5 protein-coding genes are annotated in these 6,584 nt (G+C 60.2%); 2 read left to right on the top strand and 3 right to left on the bottom strand.

Going from position 1 to position 6,584, the window contains the following annotated elements; all coding sequences use genetic code 11:
* Window positions 1-2,110: CarD family transcriptional regulator (locus VMU57_RS14565; RefSeq protein WP_325384655.1), on the bottom strand; the 2,110-nt coding region annotated here is incomplete at its 3' end.
* Between the two features lie 146 nt (window positions 2,111-2,256).
* Here VMU57_RS14565 and VMU57_RS14560 point away from each other — a divergent pair.
* Entirely contained in the window at window positions 2,257-3,246 is a 990-nt protein-coding gene (locus VMU57_RS14560) for a substrate-binding domain-containing protein (RefSeq protein ID WP_325384653.1), read from the top strand.
* Window positions 3,247-3,303: 57 nt separating this feature from the next.
* Here VMU57_RS14560 and VMU57_RS14555 read toward each other — a convergent pair whose 3' ends face one another.
* Both VMU57_RS14555 and VMU57_RS14550 read right to left on the bottom strand, forming a co-directional pair.
* Window positions 3,304-4,305, bottom strand: coding sequence for a zinc-dependent alcohol dehydrogenase family protein (locus VMU57_RS14555; protein ID WP_325384651.1), 1,002 nt, complete (start codon window positions 4,303-4,305; stop codon window positions 3,304-3,306).
* A gap of 144 nt (window positions 4,306-4,449) precedes the next feature.
* Window positions 4,450-5,343 carry a formate/nitrite transporter family protein gene (locus VMU57_RS14550; protein WP_325384649.1) on the bottom strand — a complete coding sequence of 298 codons (894 nt, stop codon included), beginning with the start codon at window positions 5,341-5,343 and terminating at the stop codon, window positions 4,450-4,452.
* 83 nt (window positions 5,344-5,426) lie between these two features.
* Between VMU57_RS14550 and gatB the strand changes: the two genes are divergently transcribed.
* On the top strand, window positions 5,427-6,584 hold a 1,158-nt coding region (gene gatB / locus VMU57_RS14545; protein ID WP_325384647.1), incomplete at its 3' end, for an Asp-tRNA(Asn)/Glu-tRNA(Gln) amidotransferase subunit GatB.

The following is a 6,584-nucleotide window of genomic DNA, read 5'->3' as shown; positions in this document are numbered from 1 at the left end:
CCTTGAACGCCGCGCGCATGGCAACCTCGGTCTTGCCATACCCCACATCGCCGCAGAGCAGGCGGTCCATCGGCTGCGTCGACTCCATGTCGCGCTTGATGTCGGCAATGGCGTTCAACTGGTCGTCGGTCTCGTTGAAGTCGAAGGCGTCCTCGAACTCGCGCTGCATGTTCGTATCCGGCGAAAAAGGAGTGCCCTGAATCGACTCGCGCTGCGCATAGAGCTTCAGCAGCTCGGCGGCCATATCGGCCATCGCTTTTTTGACCCGCGCCTTGGTCTTCTGCCAGCCCTGCGTGCCCAGCTTGTTCAGCTGCGGAGCAGGCCCCGTATCGGTGCTGCGGTATTTCTGTATAAGGTCAAGCCGGGTCAGCGGAACGTAGAGCTTGGCCTGGTCGGCGAACTCCAGAATCATCAGCTCCAGCGGCGGCGCATCGTTCTCTTCGATGACGCGCAGGCCGCAGTACTGCGCGATGCCATGCTCGACGTGAACGACGTAATCGCCAACGGCAAGATCGCGGAAGTCGGAGATGAAGGCAGCGGCCTTCGACTTGCCGCGCCGTGCAGTTCGCACCGTAACATCGGCATCGTCGGAAAGATCCTGTGCGCCGAAGATGACCACCTGCCGCGCCGTCGTCCGGTCGAGGTCGAGTATCTGCGCGCCCGCGGCAATCGTTGTCTTTACGATGACCGGCGTGCGCAAGTCTCCGGCAAGATAGCTGGACTCGGAGTAAACAGTAGAGCTGCCATGCTGCTCCGTCCGCGAACCCAATCGGTAGGGAACCTGGTACTCCTGCAAAAGCCCGGCCAGCCGCTCGACCTCTCCCTGGTTCGGAGCAGTCAGCAGAATACGCGCATCCTGCTTCATCAACACGTTGAGCTGATCGATCAGCGCCGGAATACTGCCATGAAACCGCTGCGTCGGACGAGTGGCAAAGTCCACCTCCGACAGGTCGCTGCGGTCGGCGTCGAGCACATCGACCGCGCCAAGCTGATCCAGCTCGCAGCCACAGAATTTGCGCAGGCGGTCGTCGAGATCCCACGGCGAAAGATAAATATCCTCAGGCCGAACCAGATTGCCGATGCCGGAGCGATCATGACGTTGCTCGACTTTGTTCCACCAGCGCTCCCCCTGATTTTTCACCATCGCCGGCTCTTCGATGAAGACGCGCGGCGCAGGCCCGCTCGCCGTCAGCAGATTGAGCAGCGTATGGGTAGCTCCAGCGACCGGCGCAAAAAACTCCCATCCGGGAAATACGGTGGCCTCGCCCGTACGCGTAGCAACGTGCGTCTGCAACTCGACCGGCTCCTCTCCGCCTTCAATCGCCGCACCGGCAATTCCGCTGCGAGTCAGACGCGCATTGATCGCGCTCAGGACCTTCTCCGTGACTGGAATCTCAGTTAGCGGCAATAGCAGCGCCTCATCGAGTGGGCTGCTGCTGCGCTGCGTCTCGGCGTCGAAGGTGCGGATGGACTCGATCTCGTCGCCGAAGAAGTCGATGCGTACCGGGCGGTCCATCTCAGGCGAGTAGACATCGATGATGCCGCCGCGCACCGTGACCTGTCCTGGCATCTCCACTACATCGACGCGGCTGTAGCCGACCGAGAGCAGATGCTCGATCAGCATGTCCGGCATGTACTCCTCGCCGACCTTCAGATGCAGCGCCAGCGCCTTGTAAAAATCGCGCGTAAACAGCTTCATGCAGGCTGCTTCGACCGGCGCAATCACCAGCCGTGCCGTCCCATTGGCGATCTTCCAAAGCGTCGCCGCCCGCGTCTCCTGAATCTCAGGGTGCGGAGAGAGGTTCTCGAACGGCAAAACATCGTGGGCAGGCAGCCGCAAAACCTGCGTGGGGTCCAGCGCCCCGGTCAGCTCGCAGGCCGAGACCACAGCCGCATGAAGCGATTCGGCCGCCTTGTTGTCCGAGACCACGATGACGCATGGAGCATTGGCGGCGCGAACGAACAGAGGCAGATAAAGCGCCCGCGCCGTCGACGTCAGTCCGGACACACGTCTGCGCCCCGTGCCTCCGCTCAGGTGGCGGCGTACACGCTCAAAGGCCTCAGAGTGTTCAAGGTCCGCAAGTAGCTCGCGGACGAAGGGAAGAACCATGCTGACTTGATTCTAGTGGAAGCGGATGTTTTCAGGCATTGGTTGATTGGAGTACTATCTTTCACCCGCAGGCAAGATAACCTGCAATGCTGCCCGATCCTGAAGGGCTGCGGTGCTTCGGACAGCAGATTTTCAGGAGGATGAGCATGGACACTTTACGGAAGCGGGCAGTTTTGGCGCTTTTATCGGTAATGCTTCCCTGGGTTACGGGCTGCACCCGGCACAGCAAAAGTGAACACTATTACCTGGTTGCGACGAACATCAACCTGCCTTACTGGAAGACGGCTGCGGACGGTTTTCAGGCGGCCGCGGCTCAATATGGCGTCACCGCCGAAGTCTGGGGGCCAACGTCGTTCGACCCGCAGGACGAAGTGAAGGAGTTCCACACCGTGGCTGCCCGTAAGCCCGCGGGAATCCTCGTCTCCGTCGCTAACGCCGCGCTGATGCAGCCCGAGATCGACGCGGCCATCGCCGCGGGAATTCCGGTTATCACCATCGATTCCGACGCGCCTGGGAGCCATCGTCTCTACTTCATCGGCACCAATAATCTGGAGGCGGGCAGGCTCGGCGGCGAACGCGTAGCCGCGCAGTTGAACAGCAAGGGCAACGTCGTCTTCTTTACCATCGCCGGACAGCCCAACCTCGAAGAACGGCTCAAGGGCTACAAAGATGTGTTCGCAAACTATCCCGGAATCAAGATCGTCGATGTCTTCGACATGAAGGGCGACTCCGGCCTCGCCATGGACAAGGCGCAAGAATACCTCGGCAAGACCGGCAAAGACAAAATTGACGCCATGATCTGTCTGGAGGCCTCGGCCGGCAAGGACGTAGGCGAGGCCTACAAGAGGGCCAATTCAAAGGACAGACTACTGGTTGCAATGGACGTGGATGCAGCGACCTTAAATCTGGTGCAGAGCGGAGTGATCGACTCTACCATCTCGCAAAAGCCATACACGATGGCGTTTTTAGGATTGAAGGGCTTAGACGATGTGCATCACTATCCCTTGAAGCCGCTGGGAAAAGACTACGGGCTCGATCCGGATTCGCCATTCCCGGCCTTCATCGACACCGGGGTCGCGTTGATAGACAAGACCAACGTGCAGTCGGTGTTGACCAAGCCCTCCGGTTCGCAATGAGGCCGGCCCGAGCCCCTGCGCCTGAGTGGCAGGGGCCTCGGACTATACCGGGCAGCGTTATGGAGTGACCACAATTTTGCCGATCTGTTGGTTTGACTCCATGTAGCGATGGGCCTCGACAATCTGCGCGAGTGGGAAGACCTTGTCGATGCGCGGCTTGAAGTCGCCACTCGCAACGTGGTCGAAGACATATTGCCGAGCCTTGGCCATGCGTTCCGGGTCCTCAAAGATCTCAAACAGCGTGTATCCCCGAATCGTGAGCTGCTTGGCAAGAGCAGTAAAGAGCGGATACGGCGTCCGATCAGTAGCGAGCGCGCCGTATTCAATGATGATTCCGTGATGTGCGGCAGCAGCAGCAAGCGCCTCCAGGCCTTTGCCGCCGATCGGATCGAAGACAATGCGCGCGCCTTTGCCGCCGGTAATCTCTTTCACTCGCTCGACCAGGTCCTCTTCGTCGGTGACAATAACGTGGTCGGCCCCGAGTGCCTGTAACTCCGCTTTTTTGGCCGATGTGCGTGTTGCCGCAATGCTGACGCCTCCTTCGGCTTTTACCATCTCGATGGCGGCGATGCCCACGCTGCTGCTGGCGGCGGTGATCACCACATAGTCGCCCTTGGTAATGTTCGCAATACGGATCAGCGCGCCATACGCCGTCATGTACTGCATCCAGATGGATGTTCCTTCTTCCGGCGAGAGGCTGGCTGGATATTCTGCGACCGCCGATACGGGAACAAGAGCGGCCTCTCCATAGACGCCGTATTGATTGATTGCGAAAGCAGGGATCGTGCTTACGGTCTTGCCGAGCCATGAGCGATCGACGCCTTCCCCGAGAGCCTCGACGATGCCGGATGCCTCATATCCCAGACCCGATGGAAGCGTGGGGTCGATCAAGTAATGACCTTCGCGGAACATGACCTCGGCACGGTTAAGCCCGATAGCCTTGATCCGGAGACGAACCTCGCCCGGACCGGGTTCCGGCAGCGGAAGCTCCTCGATTTGCAGAACTTCAGGGCCGCCGGTCTGGTGAAAGCGAACGACCTTTGCAGTTTGTTTGGACATGAGTGGACCTTCCTTGAATCTTGCTACAACAGATGCATTATGTGATGCTCAGTCGTTCGACAGGTATCAAATAATCCTGCCGCTACCGCACTTCAGCCAGCGATTTTGCAAAAGAATAATCCGAACGGTGCTCAAAACATCGCTCTACGATTGCTTGGTGACGGAGATTGGACTGTCCGGCTCAGGAGGAAGCGCCTCCGCCTCGGCGTCGCCGCCATAGACGACCTGCCCATATTCAAGCAGCGTCACCATCCCCACACCGCCGCAGATATTGCCTGCTACCGCCAGCCACAGCCAGTGCAGAAAGCTCGTCAAAGAGGCCTGCCCTACCAGCACCGCGGTAAGAATCTCGCCGCTGGCCGCGATGCAGTGGGCAAAGTTGCCCAGGCCGACGACGAAGGCGAGCATCCAGATAATCATCACCGACCCTGTAATCGAGTGCGACCCCGACACCAGCCACGCCACCGTCGCAATGATCCAGCCGCCCATGACGCCGCTCCAGAAGATCGTCGCGGTGGGGTGATGCAATGCTTCAAGGCCCAGTTGCGAAAGCGCGTGCACCATGTTCGGGTGCAGCGCTCCAGTAAGTCCGGCAATCGCGGCAAACGCCAGCGCCCCCAGCACATTGGCCGGAAGCACGATGCCCCACAGCCGCAGGGTCTTCCACAGGTGCTTCTTTTCAGAGAGCACCAGCGCCACCGGATAAAGCGTATTTTCCGTGAAGAGTTGCGAGCGCCCAAGGATCACCACGATGAATCCCAGCGGATAAAACATCTTCGCGATAAACAAAGTGGTATTCGTCGGCTCCGTCCCCGGAGCGGTTAGCAGGGCAATCGCAATCGCATTTCCCAACCCCGACAGCCCCATAAAGATGCCGCCCGCCAGCCCGGAGATGGCAAGCGCCACGCTCGAGCGGCCCAGTTCCTGCCGGGCGTTGTTCGCCACCTGCTCGTAGATGTCCTGCGCGCTCGGGCGTTCGAGGTTCTTCTGCGCTTCATTCTTCGGGGCGGGCTGGCGGGGGCGTAGGCGATAGGGCATAGGCTTCCTTGGCTTTTTGAGAGATGCACTTGTGAGATGCAAAAACAACCCGCGTCGCGGCGCTTGTTAGAATCAACTTGATTATGTCTACCGCTACCGCGCTCTCGCCAGAGGTTCTCGCCAAATATCAGCCCGTCATCGGGCTGGAGGTCCACGTTCAGCTTCTGACCGCCTCGAAGGCCTTCTGCGGCTGCGTGAATCAGTACGGCGGCGAGCCGAATACGCACGTCTGCCCCACCTGCCTGGGCCTGCCCGGCGCTCTGCCCGTGCTCAACCGCAGGGCTGTCGAGTTCGCTATCCTGGCGGCAAAGGCCATCAACTGCGAGATTCGCGAGACCAGCGTCTTCTCACGCAAAAACTACTTCTACCCCGATTCGCCCAAGGGCTACCAGATCTCTCAGTTCGACAAGCCCATCGCCGAGCATGGCTGGATCGACGTGCCCGACGCCAGCGGCGCCTCCAAGCGCATCGGCGTCACCCGTCTACATATGGAAGAGGACGCGGGCAAGAGTGTGCACGATGGCTTCGCGGACTCGGTGTCGAAGACCTACATCGACCTCAACCGCTGCGGCACCCCGCTGGTAGAGATCGTCAGCGAGCCCGATCTGCGCACTGCCGACGAGGTCTTCGAGTACCTCACCAAGCTCAAAGAGATCCTCCTCTACACCGGCGTCAGCGACTGCAACATGGAAGAGGGCTCCCTCCGCTGCGACGCCAACGTAAGCGTCATGCTCAAAGGCGCGAAAGAGTATGGCACCAAGGCTGAGGTCAAAAACGTCAACAGCTTCCGCTACATCCGCGCCGCGGTCGAGTACGAAATCGAACGCCAGATCGGCGTCATCGAAGACGGTGGCCGTGTCGTGCAGGAGTCGCGCCTCTGGAACAACGCCGAGGGCCGGACGTTCTCGATGCGCTCAAAGGAGCAGGCGCACGACTACCGCTACTTCCCCGAGCCCGACCTTCCGCCACTGGTCGTAGGTGCGGAGTGGCAGGCCGAGATTCTGAAGAATCTTCCCGAGCTGCCCGAGGCCCGTCGCGCCCGCATGATCGCCGAGTACGAAATCTCCGCGCAGGACGCCGCGACCCTCACCGCGACACGCTCCTTCGCCGACAGCTTCGAGTCGGCAGCGAAGAAAGCGAAGAGCCCCAAGCGTGTAGCCGCCCTGCTGACCAGCGAGCTGACCATGCGCCTCCGTCTTGCCAACCTCGAACTCGATCAGTCTCCCGTATCGATGGCGGGC

The organism is Edaphobacter sp., assembly GCF_035532915.1.
Taxonomy (GTDB): Bacteria; Acidobacteriota; Terriglobia; order Terriglobales; family Acidobacteriaceae; genus Edaphobacter.
The sequence above is the reverse complement of the archived record's forward strand: the minus strand, read 5'-3'. Positions and strand labels throughout refer to the sequence as shown.